General features: G+C 48.4%; 18 protein-coding genes. 12 read left to right on the top strand and 6 right to left on the bottom strand.

All coding sequences use genetic code 11. From position 1 onward, the window contains the following. The first annotated feature begins 417 nt into the window (after positions 1-417). Entirely contained in the window at positions 418-3417 is a 3000-nt protein-coding gene (locus EXT46_RS11530) for an EAL domain-containing protein (protein ID WP_130147385.1), read from the top strand. Then, a complete protein-coding gene (locus EXT46_RS11525; RefSeq protein WP_130147383.1) occupies positions 3414-3839 on the top strand; it encodes a GNAT family N-acetyltransferase in 426 nt (141 codons plus the stop codon). Before EXT46_RS11530 ends, EXT46_RS11525 begins: the two co-directional genes overlap by 4 nt. Here the strand turns inward: EXT46_RS11525 and smrB are convergent. Beyond that, positions 3836-4399 (bottom strand): endonuclease SmrB, encoded by a 564-nt coding sequence (smrB, locus tag EXT46_RS11520; protein WP_026111224.1) that lies wholly within the window; start codon positions 4397-4399, stop codon positions 3836-3838. The genes EXT46_RS11525 and smrB overlap by 4 nt on opposite strands. Before the next feature lie 88 nt (positions 4400-4487). On the opposite strand from smrB, the gene prmB reads away from it, so the two are divergent. The 6 genes from prmB (at position 4488) to EXT46_RS11490 (ending at position 10304) form a co-directional block, all read left to right on the top strand. After that, positions 4488-5423: a 50S ribosomal protein L3 N(5)-glutamine methyltransferase gene (prmB, locus tag EXT46_RS11515; RefSeq protein ID WP_130147381.1), complete on the top strand. Its 936-nt coding sequence runs from the start codon at positions 4488-4490 to the stop codon at positions 5421-5423. Positions 5424-5465: 42 nt separating this feature from the next. Next, positions 5466-6563, top strand: coding sequence for a chorismate synthase (gene aroC / locus EXT46_RS11510; RefSeq protein ID WP_022945746.1), 1098 nt, complete (start codon positions 5466-5468; stop codon positions 6561-6563). A gap of 88 nt (positions 6564-6651) precedes the next feature. Continuing rightward, entirely contained in the window at positions 6652-7206 is a 555-nt protein-coding gene (locus EXT46_RS11505; protein WP_130147379.1) for an elongation factor P hydroxylase, read from the top strand. Continuing rightward, entirely contained in the window at positions 7196-8323 is a 1128-nt protein-coding gene (locus EXT46_RS11500; protein ID WP_130147377.1) for an ATP-NAD kinase family protein, read from the top strand. Before EXT46_RS11505 ends, EXT46_RS11500 begins: the two co-directional genes overlap by 11 nt. 2 nt (positions 8324-8325) lie before the next feature. Beyond that, positions 8326-8604, top strand: a complete 279-nt coding sequence (locus EXT46_RS11495) for a YfcL family protein (protein WP_022945743.1) — start codon at positions 8326-8328, stop codon at positions 8602-8604. Between the two features lie 143 nt (positions 8605-8747). Beyond that, the gene (locus EXT46_RS11490) at positions 8748-10304 is read left to right on the top strand and encodes an AbgT family transporter (protein WP_130147375.1); all 1557 of its coding nucleotides are present in this window, start codon (positions 8748-8750) and stop codon (positions 10302-10304) included. 55 nt (positions 10305-10359) lie between these two features. Here EXT46_RS11490 and EXT46_RS11485 read toward each other — a convergent pair whose 3' ends face one another. Both EXT46_RS11485 and smpB read right to left on the bottom strand, forming a co-directional pair. After that, the gene (locus EXT46_RS11485; RefSeq protein WP_130147373.1) at positions 10360-12960 is read right to left on the bottom strand and encodes a TonB-dependent receptor; all 2601 of its coding nucleotides are present in this window, start codon (positions 12958-12960) and stop codon (positions 10360-10362) included. A gap of 400 nt (positions 12961-13360) precedes the next feature. Continuing rightward, on the bottom strand, positions 13361-13843 hold the full coding sequence (smpB, locus tag EXT46_RS11480; RefSeq protein ID WP_022945740.1) for an SsrA-binding protein SmpB: 483 nt from the start codon (positions 13841-13843) through the stop codon (positions 13361-13363). 147 nt (positions 13844-13990) lie between these two features. On the opposite strand from smpB, the gene EXT46_RS11475 reads away from it, so the two are divergent. The 3 genes from EXT46_RS11475 to EXT46_RS11465 are packed head-to-tail and all read left to right on the top strand — an operon-like array spanning position 13991 to position 15292. Further along, a complete protein-coding gene (locus EXT46_RS11475) occupies positions 13991-14434 on the top strand; it encodes a type II toxin-antitoxin system RatA family toxin (RefSeq protein WP_022945739.1) in 444 nt (147 codons plus the stop codon). Next, positions 14431-14751 (top strand): RnfH family protein, encoded by a 321-nt coding sequence (locus EXT46_RS11470; RefSeq protein ID WP_022945738.1) that lies wholly within the window; start codon positions 14431-14433, stop codon positions 14749-14751. The genes EXT46_RS11475 and EXT46_RS11470 overlap by 4 nt, the downstream gene beginning before the upstream one ends. Further along, complete coding sequence (locus EXT46_RS11465; RefSeq protein WP_130147371.1) at positions 14732-15292, top strand: YdcF family protein; 561 nt, start codon at positions 14732-14734, stop codon at positions 15290-15292. Before EXT46_RS11470 ends, EXT46_RS11465 begins: the two co-directional genes overlap by 20 nt. Positions 15293-15369: 77 nt before the next feature. Here the strand turns inward: EXT46_RS11465 and bamE are convergent, their stop codons facing one another. Next, positions 15370-15732 (bottom strand): outer membrane protein assembly factor BamE, encoded by a 363-nt coding sequence (gene bamE, locus EXT46_RS11460; protein WP_022945736.1) that lies wholly within the window; start codon positions 15730-15732, stop codon positions 15370-15372. A gap of 69 nt (positions 15733-15801) precedes the next feature. Here bamE and EXT46_RS11455 point away from each other — a divergent pair, with 69 nt between their 5' ends. Further along, on the top strand, positions 15802-16149 hold the full coding sequence (locus EXT46_RS11455; protein WP_022945735.1) for a GIY-YIG nuclease family protein: 348 nt from the start codon (positions 15802-15804) through the stop codon (positions 16147-16149). Here EXT46_RS11455 and EXT46_RS11450 read toward each other — a convergent pair. Together EXT46_RS11450 and EXT46_RS11445 are read right to left on the bottom strand one after the other, a co-directional pair. Beyond that, positions 16118-16993 (bottom strand): M28 family peptidase, encoded by an 876-nt coding sequence (locus EXT46_RS11450; protein WP_130147369.1) that lies wholly within the window; start codon positions 16991-16993, stop codon positions 16118-16120. The two genes, EXT46_RS11455 and EXT46_RS11450, sit on opposite strands and share 32 nt — an antisense overlap. After that, positions 16990-18159, bottom strand: a complete 1170-nt coding sequence (locus EXT46_RS11445) for a tetratricopeptide repeat protein (protein WP_026111222.1) — start codon at positions 18157-18159, stop codon at positions 16990-16992. The genes EXT46_RS11450 and EXT46_RS11445 overlap by 4 nt, the downstream gene beginning before the upstream one ends. Positions 18160-18250: the final 91 nt, after the last annotated feature.

Here is an 18250-nt window from a genome sequence, read left to right as displayed (position 1 = left end):
CCAAAACGAAAAAAGCCTCCCGGTGGGGAGGCTTTAGCATATGGTGAATCTCACGTACTCGCTATCGGCCTCCCTAACAAGGGCGGAAGATAAAAAAGCGAAAAAATACGAAAGAGATACTGTTCATACTTTCAATCTACTGGTTCCACTCTATGCAAGTCAACAGCTAAATCGGGCTAATTTGATATTTCTCAATTTAATGTCTTAGCGCGGGTAAACTAGGTGAGTAGAAAACGTTATTGTGTTACAAATACTGTGCGAACTAGCAACGCGGTGTTATTGCTCATACCTTTGTATGGGCTGCAATACCGTGCAATCAATTATTCCACGAAAAAGGTTTATATAAGTGCCTGAGGCCTGTTATATTTGCTAGCTGGCTAAAAGTACATTAATCCAGAGACTTAAAAAGGATAGGCAGTGGTCTACAGGCGTCCGCCATCTCGGTTTGGCATTCATTCCCTCAGCATCAAGCTCTCGGCATTGATCTCTGCCATTTGTTTGATTGCCGGTATTTTTGCGGCGGTGCTGATGCTCAAGTCAGAGCAAAAGCAGTTGATGTTTGAAGAGCATGAACAGTTAAACCAATATAGTGCACGTTTTATCGGCCAGTTTGGCCGTTTTATTGATACTAAAACCAACATTGCTGAGCAGGCCAACGAGGTCGTTAAACGCGCTTTATTCACTCACACCAACACCAATGCTTCCTTTGAGTCACCTCAATTTATAATTACCGATGAACTAACATTGCGCAGCATGTCTGATGATGGCCTTTCTGCTGCCATCATCCCGAAAAAGAATTATTCACCTTCCTACGAGCGACTGTTTGCAAAATCAGAGCAGCTTTGGCAAGTCATTTCGCCCACGTTGATTCAAGACTATTTTAATTTCTATTTACTGACCGAGGATGACTTTGTCCGTGTAGCGCCGCCGAACTGGGCATTGGATGTACCAGCGGATTATCGCGCCGTGAACTCATTGAATTTTGATCGCGTTAATGAGCAAAATAACCCCACCCGCCAGGCAGTGTGGACGCCGGTGTACTATGACCCTATCTGGGGCAAATGGATTGTCAGTATTGTCACGCCCATTTATAAGCAGGATCAGCACGTCGCTCTTACGGGTGCGGATTTAGAACTGGATAAATTACTCGAATACTTACCAATAGATGACCCACATCAGCAGATGTTTGTTGTTGATGCACAGGGACAGTTATTGGCTCACCCGCGCTTAGACAACGCCACCTACCAACGCTATGGGCGCCAAGGTAAACCGCTACGCATGTCTGATTTTATTAATCCTAAACTGGTTGAATTAGTCAGTGGGGCGCTGCGTTTAAAATTGCCAACGGTGACAGAGCAATTCAGTTATGAGGGAGAGAACTACCTCACGACGATTCGCAAAGTTGAAGGGCTGGATTGGTACGTAGGCATTTACCGTAAGCAATCCAGTGCTCTGGAAGCGCTTGAGGCATTGCAAATAAAGTTTTTAGGGCTGTTTATTCTCTACGCCATTCTCGTTGCTCTGCTATTGCATCAAGCTTTGTATCAACTCGTGCTCCGGCGCATTTATTTGCTCGTGAATGCGGTATCCAGTTTTGGCAAAGGCAAAATGGACACCGATTTCCCGCCAGAGAGTAAAGATGAAATAGGCGTTCTCAATGGCTCATTTAAAGACATGAGTGTCGAGCTGAGTAACACCATAACCGGGCTTAATCAGCGTATTAAAGAAAAAGAAGTGGCTGAGCAGGCTGCCAACCGGCTCTCTAAAGCGGTCGCTTACTCTGGTACTGGGGTGTTGATCACCAACTATCAACTGCAAATTGAGTATGTGAACCCGAAAATGCTGGAGATGACCGGGTACAGCGAAGAGCACTTTATTGAGGCCAAATTACTCAGTGTTATTGCCCGGGAAATGGCGATTCTCAACGAAGACATTGAGTTTGACTTACGCTCACGTAATTATTGGCGTGGTGACACCATGCTGCAGCACATTGATGGTCGAGCCATATGGGTATCGCTCAGTATTTCTCCCATCCGTGATGAGGAAGGGGATGTCGATAGCTACGTCGTTTCCGCGCAAGACATTTCCTTTGTAAAAGAGAGTCAGCGCAAAATGGAGCAGCTGGCTTATTTTGATACCCTTACTGGTTTGGCCAACCGTACTTTCTTCCGTATGCAGCTACGTAAGTCGATGGCGCTCGCGGATAGAGGGCATTATGCTTTTGCCTTGTTTTACTTCGACCTTGATGAATTTAAACGCATTAATGACACCCTGGGTCATGATGTCGGTGACCAATTGCTGGTAGAGGTAGCTCGGCGTCTCAAAAACCGCCTTCGTACCGAAGACACCATTGCCCGTTTAGGCGGTGATGAATTTGCGGTATTACTCAGTGGTATTGAAAGTCATGAGCGTGCAAAAGAAGTCGCTAACACCATTCAGCGCACTCTTAATCAGCCTATTCAGCTTGGCAATAACGAGGTGATTGTGAGTGCCAGTATTGGTATTACCATGGCGCCCGATGACAGTAGCGAAGAAGATCAATTGCTTAAGCATGCTGATTTGGCAATGTATGAGGCTAAGGCAAAAGGCAAAAATACCTATCATTTCTACTCCAAAGAGCTTAATGCCGCTGCAAACGAGCGCTTATACATAGAGAATGAGCTACGCCAAGGGATCCGTGATAGTCAATTTCATCTTCATTATCAACCACAGGTTGATAGCCGTGATGGCCGTATTCTTGGTTTTGAGGCATTGGTGCGCTGGACTCACCCTGTGCAAGGCCCCATTTCACCATTTAAGTTTATTCCCATCGCTGAAGCCACAGGACTCATTGTTGAGCTTGGCGAGTGGGTGATGCGCGAGGCATGCGCATTCTCGGCGCGTCGAGCTAAAGCCGGTCTTGAGGCCAATGTATCAGTGAACTTATCAGCGCGGCAGTTCCAAGACGCCAACCTCATTGCCACTATGAGTAAAACCTTGCGTGAATCTGGCATTGCCCCTGACAAGCTGCACCTTGAGCTCACTGAATCTATGTTAATGGGGGACGTCGATACCGCTATTTCGCAGCTGCTTGAGATGAAGCGTTTGGGCGTATCTATTTCCATTGATGACTTTGGCACGGGTTATTCGTCGCTGAGTTATTTAAAACGTTTCCCGGTTGATGTGCTGAAAGTGGATCGCTCTTTTGTGCAAGATATCCCTGAAGACTCTAATGACATGGAGATCACCGCAGCTATTATTGCTATGGCACAAAAATTAAACCTCAATGTTGTTGCCGAAGGGGTTGAAACGAAAGAGCAAATGGAGTTTTTGAAAGCCAATAACTGTTTTATTGTGCAGGGCTATTATTTTAGTCGTCCGCTGGAAGAGGGAGCGGTCAATGCGTTGCCTGAACACCTCGAAGTGGAAGCCCCATGAGTTCAGTGCATATAGATACAGACAAAACAAAGCTGCAGTTTGACGTGATCCACGGGTTTATAAGCCGCACTTACTGGGCTAAAGGTATTCCTGCTGCGGTGATGCGTCGTGCCATCGATCACTCCTTGTGCTTTGGCGCCTATAACCAGCGGGGCGAGCAAGTAGCCTTTGCCCGCGTGACCACGGATTACGCCACATTCGCTTATCTGGCTGATGTGTTTGTATTGCAGCATTATCAAGGACAGGGGATAGGCAAAGCGCTTATTGCTGAGGTGGTCGCCCACCCTGAGCTGCAAGGGTTGCGGCGTTTTATGCTCGCCACCTTCGATGCGCACGATTTATATCGTCAGTTTGGCTTTAACGCCATTGATGATCCAAGCATTTTGATGCAGCGTCATAATGCCGATATATACCAAGCCTAAAGAAGTGGGCTGACATCCACGGGCAAGTCAATAAGAATTAACAACGCCCCTTTACCGCCATATTCTAGTGGCGCTTGGTGCATGGCAATCACATCAGGATGCTGCACCAGATATTGCGGCACTTTGTGCTTTAACACCCGCTCACCAATACCATGCACTACACACGCACAGGCCACATGCTGCTTTTTGCAGGCGCTGATCAGCGCTGCTAACTCCTGTTTGACCGTTTCTTTGTTGAGGCCGTGCAAGTCGAGGATCAGTTCCGGATTGTAATCGCCACGACGCAGCTGCTTTGCCAGGTAGCGGTCTTCTCCCGCTTTGACATAGCTGATGGTGCTGTGTGTGTCTATGTCGGGAATATACTCGTCAGAAAAGTAAAACTCGGTATTACTTTGACGCTCCACTTGTTGGCGCTGAGCGATCGGCTTTTTCTGTTGCCCAGTCAAACGCACGGTGTCATTTTTGACCCGCTTGGTGGCGCCAATGCTTTGGCGAAATAAATCGATGTCCTGTTGCGACAATGGCTGTGCGTCAGGTGCTGTTGGTTGCTGTTTTTTCATGGTCGAGAGTTTAGCCAAAAAAAGCATAAAAACCTAGCGTTAAACACGCTACAATGGCGCTATTAAGGGATAACGAGCGTTTACAAACATGAGCGATATTTTGCTAACCGACGCCCAGCGCGAAGATGCTGAGCACACCTTAGAAACTATCAATGATTGGCTGCGTTGGGCCACAAGTCAGTTTAGTGGTCATGGCTTATTCTTTGGCCATGGTACTGATAATGCTTGGGATGAAGCGGTAGCTCTGGTATTACCAGCACTGCATTTACCTATGGATGCGCCGAACACGCTTCTTAGTAGCCGTTTAACCACAGCTGAAAAGCTGCATTTGAGTGTGCTGATTGCAAAACGTATTAATGAGCGCACACCCGTGGCATATCTAACCAATCAAGCATATTTCGCTGGCATGCCATTTTATGTAGATGAGCGGGTATTAGTGCCGCGTTCACCGTTTGCAGAGCTTATCTCCCAGCAGTTTTCACCTTGGGTGCAAGAGCCCGAAAATGTAATGCGTATACTCGATATGTGTACTGGCTCAGGCTGTATCGCCATAGCCTTAGCGCAGGCATTTGAAAATGCGCTGGTGGATGCGGTGGATATCTCCCCTGATGCACTGGCCGTGGCAGATATCAATATCCAGGATTATCAGCTGCAAGATAGGGTATTACCGATTTTATCCGATGTATTTAGCGGCGTAGGCCAAGAAAAGTACGACTTGATTATTGCCAACCCGCCTTATGTTGATGCTGAGGATATGAGCGATTTACCTCAAGAGTTTCACCATGAACCGGAGTTAGGGCTGGCTTCGGGTGAAGATGGCTTGGATGTGACCCGCCAGTTGCTTGCCAATGCAGCGCAGCATCTAACAGATAACGGTTTATTATTTGTTGAGGTGGGCAACTCTATGGTACACATGGAAGCGCTATATCCCGAGGTACCCTTCACATGGCTTGAGTTTGAGCAGGGGGGCTTAGGGGTGTTTATGATTTCAAAAGCCGATTTAGATGCCCACTTTGGCAGCTAGGTTAGCGAATAGGTAACGCCATTTTTGGAATGAGGAAAGAACATGGCAGGTAACAGTATAGGGCAGCTATTTAAGCTCTCTACCTTTGGCGAAAGCCACGGGCCGGCGCTAGGGGGGGTGGTCGATGGCTGCCCACCTGGGCTGGAGCTTAATGAGGCTGACTTACAACACGACTTAGACCGGCGCAAGCCGGGGCAAAGCCGCTACACTACGGCACGCCGGGAGGCGGATGAGGTGAAAATTCTCTCCGGGGTGTTTGAAGGCAAAACGACCGGTACCAGTATTGGCTTGGTGATTGAAAACACCGATCAACGCTCCAAAGACTACAGCAAAATTAAAGATGTGTTTCGCCCGGGCCACGGTGATTACAGCTATTGGCATAAATATGGTGTGCGCGATTACCGTGGTGGGGGGCGCTCTTCAGCCAGAGAAACCGCTATTCGCGTTGCTGCTGGGGCAATAGCGAAAAAGTACCTGAAACAATTTCACGGTATTGAGGTGCAAGGGTGTTTATCGCAGCTAGGACCTATTAAAGCGCAGCAGTACGATTGGAATGAAGTGCATAACAATGCTTTTTTCTTCCCTGATGCTAGTCAAATTGATGCCCTTGATGAGTATATGCGAGATTTAAAAAAGCAGGGCGACTCCATCGGCGCAAAGGTCACGGTCGTGGCTAAAAGTGTGCCGGTAGGTTTGGGCGAGCCTGTGTTTGACCGTCTTGATGCAGAACTGGCGCACTCATTGATGAGTATCAACGCAGTTAAAGGGGTGGAGATTGGTGATGGCTTTGCCGTGGTCGAGCAAAAAGGCTCTCAAGGTCGCGATGAACTCACCCCGCAAGGCTTTACCTCCAATCATGCGGGTGGTGTGTTAGCGGGCATCTCTACCGGCCAAGATATCGTTGCCAGTATCGCCCTTAAGCCCACGTCAAGTATTACCGTGGTGGGGCAGAGTATTAACACTCGCAATGAGGCAGTCGAAATGATCACTAAAGGCCGTCATGACCCTTGCGTGGGTATTCGTGCGGTGCCTATTGCCGAGGCGATGATGGCCATTACCTTAATGGATCATCTATTACGTCAACGGGCGCAAAATCCCCATGTGGCCCATGAGTTTGGGCCTATCCCAGGGCAAAAATAAATAAAGTGACGCAGCCAATAGGGCTGCGTTTTTACTTTACCTCGCAAAATCCGTACAATCCTGCGGTGTTTTTGTTTTCAATTTTGTTATGCACCACGTTGATGAATTAATCGCGCTATTTGAGCGCACGTTTTATGCGGATTACACCACCCGATTGGTGCGCGGTGAGGACGAGCCCATTTACTTGCCCGCAGACGAACAGTGCGGTTATCACCGTATTGTCTTTGCCCATGGATTCTTCGCAAGTGCTCTGCATGAGATTGCTCATTGGCTTGTTGCCGGTGCTGAGCGCAGAACTCGTGAAGACTACGGCTACTGGTACTGCCCTGATGGGCGCAGTAAAGAGCAACAGCAGGCATTTGAGCAGGTGGAAGTGCATCCACAAGCAATTGAATGGGCGTTGTCTCTGGCGGCGGGTTTTCCCTTTAATGTGTCAGCGGATAATCTCGGTGGTGAGCAAACCTGCCGATTTCGTTTTCAGCAACGGGTGTACGACAAGCTAATCAGGCTTATTGAGCAGGGCTTTAATGCTCGCACTGAGCGCCTATTGCAAGCCTTGAGTCAGCATTATCAGCAACCTTACCCACTGACGCCAGAGCGGGTGCAGTGGCAGGGTATACAGGAGCAACACGATGCGCTTTAAACTAGGTTTAATTGTTAACCCCTTGGCTGGGCTTGGGGGTTCCGTTGCGCTCAAAGGCAGTGACGGTGCGCAAACAGCAGCTAAAGCCATTGCTCTTGGCGCCGAGCCGAAAGCGAACATACGTACCCGTGCGGCCCTCGAGCAGCTTCTCGCATATCGTGAGCAACTGTGTATTTACACTGTCAATGACTCTATGGGCGAACAAGTCGCCAAAGAGCTCGGCTTTGATGTCGAAGTGGTATATCACAGTGAGCGCTCAACCACGGCTCAAGACACTGAGCTGGCGGCAAAAGCACTGCAGGCTATAGGTGTGGATTTATTATTGTTTGCCGGAGGCGATGGCACCGCCAGAAATATCTGTCATGCCATTGATGATACGCTGCCGGCACTGGGCATTCCTGCGGGCTGTAAAATTCACTCAGGCGTGTATGCCATTACCCCAAAAGCGGCGGGTAGGGTGGTTGAAATGCTGGTTAAAGGTGAGCTGGTGACCCTCAGCGAAAGTGATGTTATGGATATTGATGAGCAGGCTTTTCGCCAAGGTGCAGTGCGCGCCAAGCGCTACGGCGAGCTGCGCGTTCCCAGCGAGTTACGCTATGTGCAAGCGGTGAAAAATGCTGGCGGTAAAGAAGTCGATGAGTTAGTGCTTGCTGACATCGCGGCCTTTGTGGTCAGCGAGATGGATGAACAATACCAGTACATTATGGGTTCAGGCTCAACGGTTGCAGCAGTCATGGAAGAAATGGGCCTAGAGAACACCTTGCTAGGGGTGGATTTAGTTCAAGATCAAGCGTTGATAGGGCAGGACATGACCGCGCAGCAGTTGCTCAGTGCTGTCGAGCAGGCGCCAACCAAACTGGTTATTACCCTTATTGGTGGCCAAGGACATTTATTCGGTCGAGGCAACCAGCAACTGAGCCCAGCGCTTATTCGCGCTATAGGAAAAGACAATATCATCGTTGTTGCTACGAAAAGCAAACTGCAAGCGCTGCAAGGGCGGCCATTGGTTTGCGATACCGGCGACAGCGAACTAGACGACGAATTATCCGGTTATATACAAATAACCACAGGCTTTAATGACCATGTGCTCTATGCCGTGGGCCACTTTGAGGAGTAGTAATGCCTTACACACAGTATGTCGATGCGGCACAGCAGTTTTTTGATGATTTGGTTGATAATGCCGATGACGACCAGCTCTTCGCGGGCGGTTATCTGCGCGGCCACTTTGATTTGGCTGTCGGTTATGCGCAGGTCGAGAACTTGCCGTTAACCCCAGATGAGCTCAACCAACAGGTGGAAGAAAGCTTGGTAAAGGCCTATCAAAATGGTGAGCTGGATGACACCGACCGAGATCATGTGGTGGTGATTTGGGAGCAAGTTAAGGCGCTTGCCAACTAGCCCCATTGCGTTACACGAATACCTAAAAACACCAGCTAGCTGGTGTTTTTGTCTATATAGCCTTTATGGGCATTTTGCAGTAGTCTGCACAGTGGAAATTGCGTGGCGGATGTTCACGCACTCGCTTTAGCTAAGGAGTGATAATGAATAATAATAACGGTGGCCAGCAAGGAGCTGCACCAACTGGCGCTATCGCGCGCTTTTTAAATACTATTGAGCATGTGGGGAACAAGTTGCCCGATCCGGCAATGATTTTCTTGTTCTCTATGTTACTGATTTGGGTGCTTTCCTGGGTATTCTCAGGCGTTACCTTTGATGTCATTGACCCGCGCACTAATGCGCCTATTGTGGTTAATAACCTCCTCACCGGCGATGCGTTAGCGGGCTTTCTCGCCTCGATGGTGAAGACCTTCACCGGCTTTGCGCCATTAGGTGTGGTGCTGGTGGCGATGCTCGGTGTTGGCGTTGCTGAACACAGTGGCTATATCAATACCGGCATTAAGCTGATGCTTAAACGCACTCCGCAAGCCTTACTTACACCAATGATTATTTTGGTCGGTATTGTGTCGCATACCGCGACAGACGCCGGCTATGTATTAGTGATCCCACTTGCCGGGGTTATTTTCTACGCCATGGGGCGTCACCCATTAGCGGGTATCGCAGCGGCATTTGCCGGTGTGAGCGGTGGTTTTAGTGCTAACTTTATTCCCTCAGGTATCGACCCGCTATTACAAAGCTTTACCCAAAGTGCGGCGCAGATCATTAACCCAACAATGGAAATCAACCCGCTTAACAATTACTACTTTACCTCTATGTCGAGTATCTTCATTGTCTTGGTGGGGTGGTATATCACCGACAAGATTATTGAGCCACGGTTAAAGAACTCTCCGGTTGATGGTAATACCGATGAATTGCCGGCTTTTGAAACGGCGACCTCGAAAGAAAAGAAAGCCTTCTTTATTGCCACTGCCGTGATGCTCGCTGGCTTGGCGCTGTTAGCCTATGTAGCTAGTTTAGGTGACTCACCACTGCGCGCCGAAAATGGCAAGCTGGCTGATTTTAGCGCACCAATCATGCAATCCATCGTACCGCTTATTTTCTTATTGTTCTGGATCCCAGGGGCGGTGTATGGCTTTGTTGCCGGTACTTTCCTATCCTCAAAAGACATGGTGATGGCGATGACCAAAGCCATGGAAGGGATGGCTTATTATGTGGTGATGGCGTTCTTCTGTGCGCTATTTATTGCCGCATTCGCACAGTCTAATCTGGGTGCATTACTGGCGATTGAGGGCGCAGCGGTGTTGAAAGCCTTGTCCCTGCCAAGTGGTGTGACCATTGTTGGTATTATCTTTTTAACCGGTTTTGTGAATTTGTTTGTGGGCTCAAGTTCAGCCAAGTGGGCGCTACTTGGACCTATCTTTGTACCAATGTTGATGCAGCTTAATATTTCCCCTGATTTAACTCAGGCCGCTTATCGTGTTGGTGATTCAAGCTCAAACATTATTACGCCATTGATGCCTTACTTCCCGCTGGTGGTGGTGTATTGTCAAAAGTATGTGAAAAATACCGGTATAGGTACGCTGATAGCGATGATGCTGCCTTACTCTATCGCCTTTTTGATTGGCTGGAGCATCTTCTTGCTAGCCTATTGGGGCTTAGATATTCCATTGGGTATTCAATCTTCGTATACCTATGGTTAAGGGTTGAGCCCAGCAAAAAGGCCGCGATATTCGCGGCCTTTTTTGTGTGAGTGGCTTAGTTAAAACGCCACGTTAAGTTGGTGTATACGTAGCGTCCACGGGGGTTATGGATAGACGATACATAACCGTAAAGGTCAGAATCACCATCGCCAATGGCAAATGGCGGCTCGTCATCAAAGAGGTTATTCACACCCACAGATACGCGTACTGCATCATTGATGTGATAAGCACCTTGAATATCGACGAGGGTTTGCGAGGCAACATCACGAGAAGTCTCGGTGTCGAAATCCAGGTTACCATCGAAGTCGATATCCGGTGTGTCCTCGAATGAACCGATATAGCTGATATTCATATTGACGTTGAAGTCGTTGAACTCCCAGTTCGTGCTAAACAAGCCACGGTGTTTAGGATACTCGTACTCGCCAATATACTCGCGGTCATCTTTGTTGAACTCATGCATGTAAGACCATTCAAGGTTGAACTTCAATAGCCCCATGTCGGCAAGGTCCATGCTGTAGTTGGTTGATAAATCAACCCCTGATGCTTCTTGTGATGAGACGTTCTCAAAGGTGCTATTGACGGTTTGAATAACGCCTAGCGCCTCGCCATTGGCCGGTGGCAAGCGTACACACACGGTGCTGTTTTGATCGTTACAGTACGTGTTGTAAATCATACCGAAGTCTTGCTCGTCGATTTTGTTATCTTGTTCAATGCTCCAGACATCAACAGAGATACCTAAATCGGTGGTGGGTGCCCAAATAGCACCAACGTTCCAAGACTCAGACTCTTCAGCTTCTAAGTCTGGGTTACCAGCAAACTCGATATTGTAATCAAGTAGATCGCAATCTTGTCCGGTGGCTTGACAGCGATAGGTATCGACGAAGAATTGGCTTTCTTCTGATGGGCCTAGGCCGATCTGCGCCAAAGACGGCGCGCGGAAGCCTTGTGCCCATGAACCACGTAGGGAAAACTCATCACTAGGCGCCCATTTCAAGGCAACCTTAGGGTTAGTGGTAGAGCCAAAATCACTGTAGTCATCGTGACGACCGGCTAATTGCAACTCTAAGTCATCGCGCAGAGGAATGGAGAACTCCACATAAGCCGCCCACTGGTCACGCTCTGCAGCGGCAGAGACGGACTCAGTACCAAAGATAAGGCCGCGCTGGAACTGATCGTCAGGCACATCGCTGACATCTTCTTCACGGTACTCAAGGCCTGCAGCCATCATCACCATGGCATCGTTAAATTCGAACGCTTCACCACTGATACTGGCATCAAACGAAGTCATATGCGACTCACCACGGCGCACTAAGCTGGTGGTAATGCGGTCAATCACCGCCGGATCGTTTTGGACACCGCCGAAGGGGTTATAGTTACCGGCATCAATCTCCTGCTGTAGGAAGTCAACACGGACCCAACCCATAGAGCGATCGCCCGTTTGCTCTGACTTTGAGCGGCCTTTTTGCGCGGCCACTTCCCAGTCCCAGTCGTTGATAACACCGCGCAAGCCGGCTACAAAGCGCAGTGTATCAGACTCGATATCCCAACGACGAGGACCCGCATCAACAGTACGATAACGACCAATTTCAATGTCTTGTCCGAACGGATTGTTAGGGTGGGAGCCCGGAACGGTAAGGCCTGCGTCTTCATCAAGTGGTGTTGGTGCACCACCGGCTTCAGAGGTGTTGTGCTGCGCTGCAATTTCTAAAAACGCAGTGATATCGTTATCGAAGTTGTAATCAAACTGAGCAATGGCGCCTACGCGCTCTGCAGGAGGCGTGATAAAACCGTACGGACCATAGTCGAACAAACAGCTGCCACTGGCGGTGGCACTCTCGGGTGGACAGTTCGGGTCGATAGTCTTTTCACCATTGACGTAAAAGTAGCCCGGGAACCCACGTGATGAACGAAAATCCATGCCACCATAAGGCGCTTGGTTTGCGGTACCCAGCTTACCCATTTCTGCAGACTCTAAACCGGTATTCTTAAAGTAGTCCAGAATCACCGACGCACTGCCTTTATCACTGGTTGTGCCCCACACTAAACTCGCAGTGGTTTCATCATAATCGGGGCCGGTCGTTTCTCCGTAGCCAAGGTTGATTTCAATCCCTTCAATGTCTTTTTTCAAAATTACGTTCACTACCCCAGCAACAGCGTCTGAGCCATAAATGGCCGAGGCGCCGTCCTTAAGGATATCGATACGTTCAATGGCTGATACTGGAATCGAGTTGATATCGACAAAAGAATTGGTGATGCTCTCGGCGAAGGCGCTGATGGCGACTCGGCGGCCATTAATAAGCACCAAAGTGGCATCCGGTCCCAGCCCCCGTAAGCTAACAGCGGCGCCGCCGTTTGCGGTTGAGTCTTGGTTGTTGCCGCGAGTAGAGAAGGTGCCGTTACCGGCTACAGGCATACGTTCTAGCAATTGTTGCAAGTTGTCGTAGCCCATATTGGCAATGTCTTCTTTACCTATGCTTTGTACTGGCGACGGGCCTTCCATATCGGTGCGCTTAATACGCGAGCCAGTGACTTCTATTCGTTCTACACCTTCACCACCGGTTTCGTTAGCGCTGGCAACAGAGGGGAGGGATAACGCAGCAGAGCCTAAAACGAGGCTTAGGGCAGTGCGCACAGTGCACGGAGTAAACTTTCTCATCCTGAAATCCTTGTTGTTATGTTTCCTAAAGGGAAACTTTTAGTTGTCTTAAATACATTTGCTAGAGACACCTAAGCCAATCGGCGTGGGCAAACGGCTGCATACTCAGTCAATGCGTGAGGAGTCGCCAAGAGAGTCCTTTTAGCTTCCCGACTTACGGGGATGGAGTATGTCTACACGTCGTTGATTAACAATCAGTTAGGGTGGCTGTCGTGAATCAAGCAAACAACATAAGATTAACATTCTTTACAAGAATTTGGCAATGACCTATTAGGGGTAATTTGTAATAAAATTTGTTATTGACCAGTAATTTAGCTGAATGCCAACTGAAGGTGATAAGTAAGGTGTTGAATTTAAGAGGGATTTCTTGAGTAATAAAAAAGCGAGCTAGAGCTCGCTTTTATCTGACTTTATGTTTCATTGTGCGCTCTTTTTCTCGAGCCCAATCTTTATCTTTGGTATCAGCACGTTTATCGTGCATTTTCTTACCTTTGGCGAGGTGGAACTCCAGTTTCACCCAGCATTTTTTCCAATACATAGCGGTGGCAACAAGCGAGTACCCTTCGCGTTCGGTTGCGCCAATAAGACGGTCAATTTCACGCTTATTCAATAGCAGCTTGCGATAGCGCATCGGATCACACACTGTGTGTGTCGAAGCGCTGTTAAGGGGCTGAATTTGACTCCCCAATAAAAACGCTTCACCGTTTTTAATATGAATATACGTTTCCGAGATATTGACCTTACCGGCACGGATACTCTTTACTTCCCAGCCTTGTAGTTCAACGCCAGCTTCGAATTTATCGTGTAAAAAATACTCATGGCGCGCTTTTTTATTTAGCGCGATGGTATTTGAGGTCGATTTTGCGGTTTTTTTCTTTGCCATAACGTCGCCATTATACTGATTGTCTGTGTATTTACATCATTTTTTTGCTTAGCGCTCAATGAATAAAGTGAGTTTTCTGGTTTTGCACAGGGTACTTGGGGCGCTTAAGAAAGCTTGCTAGAATTGCGGCTATTGTGAGGAGAGGTTATGCCCCAGATAGAAAAGTCAGCGCTGGTCATGTACAGCAGCCAAGAAATGTTCGACTTAGTGAATGATGTCGACGCGTACCCGCAGTTTTTGCCCCATTGTAGCGACTCCAAAGTCTTTGCTCAGGGAGACAATACCATGCGTGCCGGTCTGGAGATTTCCAAGGCCGGTTTAAAAAAATGGTTTACCACAGAAAACAAGCTCGATGAGCAAGCATATACCATTGCCTTACAGCTGGTGGATGGCCCTTTTAAGCACTTACATGGTCATTGGCATTTTAAGCCTCTTGATGAGCATGCTTGCAAGGTCAGCCTGAAATTAGAGTTTGAGTTCGCGAGCAAGCTAGTGGAAATGGCCTTTGGCCGTATTTTCAATGATGTAGCTAAAAATATGGTAAAAGCGTTTACCCAACGGGCCAAGGTCGTTTATGGGGAGCGGGCATGATTGAAGTCGAAGTCGTGTTTGCACTGCCGGACAAAGCCACCACCTTACGGGTGGAGATCCCTAAGGGCAGTACCGCAGAAGAAGCCGTGCTGAAGTCAGGCATCGTTGACAAGTGCCCTGAGATTGACATGGCGAACTTAACTTTAGGGGTGTGGAACCGCACCTGCAAGCTTGATACTGAGCTCAAACAAGGTGACCGGGTAGAAATCTATCGCCCACTTATTGCTGACCCCAAAGAGGCTCGCCGTCGTCGTGCGGAGAAAGCCAAAGAAGAGGGGCGCGCCAATAAAGTGACCGGTGGTAAAGTCAAAGAATAGCGCGCAAAGCGCTAATGGCGGGCTTTCTTACGCCGTGGTGGTTGTGCTCGGAGCACCGAATGACCGCTTTGGGCAACTGAGTGACATCGCTCGAGCCCGGGGAGAGTATGCGGCCAATCTCTACCATCGTCTAAATAGCCAAGGTCAGACGCATGTGCTGTGCACCGGTGGCTTTGGGGAGCACTTTAATCAATCACCCTGGGCTCATAGTGCGCTTCAACAGCAGCATTTAATAACCCAGGGCGTCGAGCGCAAGGCACTGCTTGCGCCAACGATGAGCCGCTTTACCTTTGAGGATGCATTGCTTAGTCAGCCAGTGTTGGCAAGCCATGCAAAGGCTCGCTTACACATCGTTACTTCTGGTTTTCATCTAGCACGAGTCGCGAGCATTTTTGACGCTTTATATAGCCAGTACAGGCGAACTTACCATGGTTGCAAAACGCCTGTGAGTGCGAGCCAATATCAGGCATTGCTGGTTCATGAACGAAAGGTTATGGCTCGGGAGCTGCGTAACATTGCCGCTTGGCGAGCAGGGAATTAAAAAACGCGGCATGAAAGCCGCGTTTTTACAACGTAAGAGTCCAAGTTGTGAGCCTATTACGTATCACCTATGAGCGTTTATTGCTCCAAAGGAGTGTTAAATTGTTCTGGTTGCTCGTAGTCGTCAGAGATAACTCGGGCGAGCTTTTGGTCTTCAAACTCAAGCGTGAGCTGCTTGCGTTGTTCGTTTTTACGGCCCAAGTTAAATACATATAGATAGTGCCAAGTGTCGTCGTCGAACGCATCTTCGGCAACTGGTTTACCCAACACGAATAACACTTGCTCGCGGGTCATATTAACGCGAAGCTGATCCACGTCAGATTGCTCTAAAAAGTTCCCTTGGGGAATGTTAATGCGGTAGACCCAACTAGAGCATGCGCTTAGAATACTGCATGACAAAACTACGGCTACGGCCAGCGAATACGGTTTTAACCACTGCATGTTCGTTTATCAGTCCTTATTAATTATTGTTAGCATGATACCTATTGTGCACTGAAGGTAAAGCGTCAAATGCTACATCAGACCGCCGCGAAGGCAAATAGTTTTATAGAAAGTGAAAGTCATCAGTGGTGGTGGTTATATATCGTACAGACACGTCATAACCATTGGTACACAGGCGTGAGTAACGACGTTGTAAAGCGCTTTGAGGCTCATCAGCAGGGTAAAGGGGCTAAGAATTTACGTGGCAAAGGACCGTTATCACTCATTTTTGCGACTCCAGTTGGCTCACGCAGTGACGCCTGTAAGCTAGAATGGCAAGTAAAAAAAATGCGTCGCGCAACGAAAGCCCATTTTATCGCCACTACCGATAATTATGCGGCGGCTATTATGGATGCGCTACAGCCTGACACTGCCTAGTGAGTAGAGCGCGACTAAACTGCGCTAGCATGGGCAGTGTAGCTTGATAACGCGCTTTGTTGATATGCTCGAAGGTATCTTCAGGGCTGTGGTAATGCTTATCTTCTGCTGCGGTTATAAATATTGCCGCAATCCCTCGGCGCAAAAAGGCATAGTGATCACTGGCCCGGCGCCAATCGGTGATGTTTTTCCCCAAGCGGCGATTAATGCTTCTTCCCGAGCGCACTACACTGAGTTTTACTGGGCTGTTGACTAAGCTTTGCTTTGCCGCTGCACACATTTTATGTGGCGCGTATACGAACAATCTGCTGCGAGCGTTGGTTAAATTCAGCATGTCGAGGTTTAAGTTTGTATACAGGCGCTGCGCAGGCTGAGTTTCGACAAAATGCTTGGCCCCATGCAGGCCTTGCTCTTCGCCATCAAAGGCGACAAAAATAATTTGCTCTTTCATGGCTTGCAGTTGCTGCGCTAAGTACAGCAGGGCAGCGACTCCTGAGGCATTATCATTGGCTCCTGGATAATAGCGCTGACCATGGCGGCCGAGATGATCATAATGAGCACTGATCACTAAACAGCGGGTTTGGCATTCGCTGGTAAAGATGTTAATGCCTTGAGTGTTGACAAAAAAACCACTTGTAAAAGAGAAGCCAGCGCGCTCAGTGCGATAACCTAGCTCGGTGAGACGCTGAACAATATACTGTTGAGCGAGCTTACTCGGCGCTGAGCCTGTTTTTCGTCCCGCCAATGCCGGGCTAGATAAATAGGCGATATCATCTTGCCAGTTTGTCGCTGAAGCGCCAGAGCTCAGCGACAACATCAAAATAAGCCATCCGTATTTGCTCATCGATTACTGGCAACTAAATTCAGCGCTGCCAGCTTACCGCGATAGCGCTCTTTATCATACTTAAACTGCGCGCGCTGATGTGCCATTGTGAGATGCTTGCGTGCGGCTTTGATATCGCCCATAAGGTAATAGGTACGCGCCAGTCCAAAGTAGCTCTCATGCATGCGCCCGTCTAACTCACGGGCCTTGCGGAAATGCGCTAAAGCTTGGCTATATTGTTTCTTCACAATGTCTTCATTGCCAAGGGCCACTTGGTAATAAGGGTTAGTTTTGCGTTTATTTGCCAACGCAGTTTCAATTTCTTGAGCCTGTTGCTGACGCCCAGTAAGTTGATACAAGATGGCTAAATTACCCGCTGCTGTATTATTGTTCGCGTCGGCTAATAAGGCATAGTCATACGCTTGCTCGGCGCGCTGATAATCCTCGATCACCCGAAATAAGATACCGAGATTACCCCACCCGCCAGAGTAGCTTGGGTCCATCTGTGTAGCCGCCAGGAAATAACTGAACGCCTCGTTACGCTTGTTATTTACCAACGCCGCCGCCCCTTTATTGTTATAAAACATTGCTGCTACACGCTCTTTGCTGATGGTTGTGGTTTTGAAGTTGTCACCGGAGATATCTGGTGCAAAGTCAACCAGCATAGCGCCTTGGTTGTCATAAAGGTTAATGACATCGCTGCGGCGCACTTTCGGCATGCGTAATTTTAAATTGATATGGCCGGTGAGCAGGTTGTAGCCTTTGTCGAGGGCCCAATACTCGGGGATATGGACGCGTTGAAATTCACCTTCTAAGCCTAAATGCTCGGCCATACTGAAGGCCAAAATAGACAAGGATAAGCAATTAGCGTTGAGCTGGTTATAGGTTTGCTGAGCAGTCAGCGTAGCACCACTTTGATAACGCAAACTCTTATCGCCATTATTGAGTAGGAACATAATTAAGCGTTTGGTTGCGCTTAAATCACCAAAACGCGAAGCGAAGGCTTGATTGAGTTGTGCTTTCATATCGCTGTTGAGGTTGAAAATATCGTCCATGCTTTCAACAGGCAAGGCTTGAAGCTCGGGGTGGTAGGTCAAATTCACTGGCGGTGGTGGCAGGTGTGATTGCTCAGTACTGCTACAGCCTGCCAACAACAATATAAAGGCCAGTAAAGATAAGCACCGCATTGTTACCTCCTACCGAAAACCTCGGTCTACAATCAACAACATATTGATTAATTATAGACCGAGAGGCAAGCATTAGGGCGCTAAATTGTTA

Source organism: Pseudoalteromonas sp. CO325X (assembly GCF_004208955.1).
GTDB classification, from domain to species: Bacteria; Pseudomonadota; Gammaproteobacteria; order Enterobacterales; family Alteromonadaceae; genus Pseudoalteromonas; species Pseudoalteromonas ruthenica.
This window is presented reverse-complemented; position numbering and strand designations above follow the sequence as displayed.

Excerpts from the sequence above, each read along its gene's own strand:
- EXT46_RS11485 (WP_130147373.1), bottom strand. The coding sequence starts at position 12,960 with ATGAGAAAGTTTACTCCGTGCACTGTGCGCACTGCCCTAAGCCTCGTT.
- EXT46_RS11525 (WP_130147383.1), top strand. The coding sequence starts at position 3,414 with ATGAGTTCAGTGCATATAGATACAGACAAAACAAAGCTGCAGTTTGAC.
- EXT46_RS11450 (WP_130147369.1), bottom strand. The coding sequence starts at position 16,993 with ATGAGCAAATACGGATGGCTTATTTTGATGTTGTCGCTGAGCTCTGGC.
- smrB (WP_026111224.1), bottom strand. The coding sequence starts at position 4,399 with ATGAAAAAACAGCAACCAACAGCACCTGACGCACAGCCATTGTCGCAA.
- EXT46_RS11500 (WP_130147377.1), top strand. The coding sequence starts at position 7,196 with ATGCGCTTTAAACTAGGTTTAATTGTTAACCCCTTGGCTGGGCTTGGG.
- EXT46_RS11470 (WP_022945738.1), top strand. The coding sequence starts at position 14,431 with ATGATTGAAGTCGAAGTCGTGTTTGCACTGCCGGACAAAGCCACCACC.
- EXT46_RS11490 (WP_130147375.1), top strand. The coding sequence starts at position 8,748 with ATGAATAATAATAACGGTGGCCAGCAAGGAGCTGCACCAACTGGCGCT.
- EXT46_RS11495 (WP_022945743.1), top strand. The coding sequence starts at position 8,326 with ATGCCTTACACACAGTATGTCGATGCGGCACAGCAGTTTTTTGATGAT.
- EXT46_RS11445 (WP_026111222.1), bottom strand. The coding sequence starts at position 18,159 with ATGCGGTGCTTATCTTTACTGGCCTTTATATTGTTGTTGGCAGGCTGT.
- smpB (WP_022945740.1), bottom strand. The coding sequence starts at position 13,843 with ATGGCAAAGAAAAAAACCGCAAAATCGACCTCAAATACCATCGCGCTA.
- bamE (WP_022945736.1), bottom strand. The coding sequence starts at position 15,732 with ATGCAGTGGTTAAAACCGTATTCGCTGGCCGTAGCCGTAGTTTTGTCA.
- prmB (WP_130147381.1), top strand. The coding sequence starts at position 4,488 with ATGAGCGATATTTTGCTAACCGACGCCCAGCGCGAAGATGCTGAGCAC.
- EXT46_RS11455 (WP_022945735.1), top strand. The coding sequence starts at position 15,802 with ATGCTACATCAGACCGCCGCGAAGGCAAATAGTTTTATAGAAAGTGAA.
- EXT46_RS11505 (WP_130147379.1), top strand. The coding sequence starts at position 6,652 with ATGCACCACGTTGATGAATTAATCGCGCTATTTGAGCGCACGTTTTAT.
- aroC (WP_022945746.1), top strand. The coding sequence starts at position 5,466 with ATGGCAGGTAACAGTATAGGGCAGCTATTTAAGCTCTCTACCTTTGGC.
- EXT46_RS11475 (WP_022945739.1), top strand. The coding sequence starts at position 13,991 with ATGCCCCAGATAGAAAAGTCAGCGCTGGTCATGTACAGCAGCCAAGAA.